1 protein-coding gene is annotated in these 1,605 nt (G+C 72.8%); it reads left to right on the plus strand.

The features are described 5' to 3' along the window. Positions 1-431: 431 nt before the first annotated feature. Complete coding sequence (locus tag ABT112_RS28500) at positions 432-1,400, plus strand: Vgb family protein (RefSeq protein ID WP_502975476.1); 969 nt, start codon at positions 432-434, stop codon at positions 1,398-1,400. Positions 1,401-1,605: the final 205 nt, after the last annotated feature.

Here is a 1,605-nt window from a genome sequence, read left to right on the forward strand (position 1 = left end):
GGGCTTCGCAACTCTCCAGGCCCCTCGGACGTTTCGATGACCGTAGCGCCACCCGAACGAAGGCACGCCACATGACCGACGCCACGTCCAGCCCGTCCGACACCCCGCCCGCCACCCCAAAGCCCGGCTCAACCGCCGCCTCGCATACTGACTCGATCACTGGCACGTCCCCTGCCCCGGCTCCGGGCGGGACCGCGGATTCGCCCCCGGAGCCGACCGTCGGCTCACCCCCAGGTCCGACTGCCGACTCCCCTCCGGGGGCGACTGCCGGCTCGCCTTCGGGGTCGCCTGGCAGCTTGCCTCCGGGGTCGTCTGTCAGCTTGCCGCTGGGTGCGCCTGTCGCCTCACCCCCGGGACCGGCCGCCGCATCGGCCGCCGACCCGGGCCGCGCAGCGCCCGCGGGCCCGGCTGCGGTCCCGATCCGGGAGTTCGTGGTGTCGGACGGGGCGGCCGGGCCGTACGCCGTCACGGCCGGTCCAGACGGTGCGCTCTGGTTCACCCTGGTGCACGCCGGGAAGATCGGACGCCTTGCCCCGCCGTCGGACGGCCCTGCGTCCTCGGTGTTCCCCTCGGCAGGGGAGGTGGAGGGGGCCGAGGGCGTCGAGTTCGTGCTGGACCCGCCGTCGTGCGGGCCGACGGTCATCGCCACCGGTCCCGATGGTGCGCTGTGGTTCACCGAGTACCGAGCTCACCGGATCGGCCGCATCACGGCTGACGGTGAGGTCAGCCATGTCTCGCTGCCCACCGCGGAGGCAGGACCGTTCGGCATCGTCGCCGGGCCGGACGGTGCGCTGTGGTTCACCGAAACCGCCGTGGACCGGATCGGCCGGGTCACCACGGAGGGGGAGGTCAGCGAGTTCCCGCTGCCGGTCGCCGGCGCGTTTCCCTCCGCCATCGCGGCCGGTCCGGACGGGGCGTTGTGGTTCACCATGAACCAGGCCGACGCCATCGGCCGCATCACCACCGCGGGCCGGGTCACGGTCTTTCCCCTGCCGACGGAAGGGTCCGCTCCGGTGGGGATCACGTCCGGAGGGGACGGGGCCCTGTGGTTCGTCGAGATCGGCGCGGGCCGGATCGGCCGCATCACGACGGACGGTGGGATCACGGAGTTCCCGCTGCCGGACCCCGAAGCCCGCCCCCACGCCATCACGGCCGATGCCAACGGCGGCTGCTGGTTCACCGAGTGGGGTGCGAACCGCGTCGGATGGATCGGAGCCGGCGGCGAACTGGCGGAGTACGACCTGCCCACCCCGTCATCCGAGCCCCATGGCCTGGTGCAGGGTTCGGACGGGGCGATCTGGGTGGCTTTGGAGACGGGTGCCCTCGCTCGACTCGACTCCGCTTCCCTGTCCCGCCCCGGCACGCCACCCAAGACGTCGCCCGGGACGCGCCCATCGTGACATCGCCCGGGACGCGCCGGTCGTGACACCGCCCACGACGCATCGCCCACGACGCACCGGTCACCACACACCGCCCGTGGTGCACCGAACACCACACACCGCCCACGATGCACCGGTCACCACACACCGCCCGTGGTGCACCGAACACCACACACCGCCCACGATGCACCGGTCACCACACACCGCCCGTGGTGCACCGAACACC

The organism is Streptomyces sp. NPDC002055, from assembly GCF_040296705.1.
In the GTDB taxonomy this organism is placed as follows: domain Bacteria; phylum Actinomycetota; class Actinomycetes; order Streptomycetales; family Streptomycetaceae; genus Streptomyces.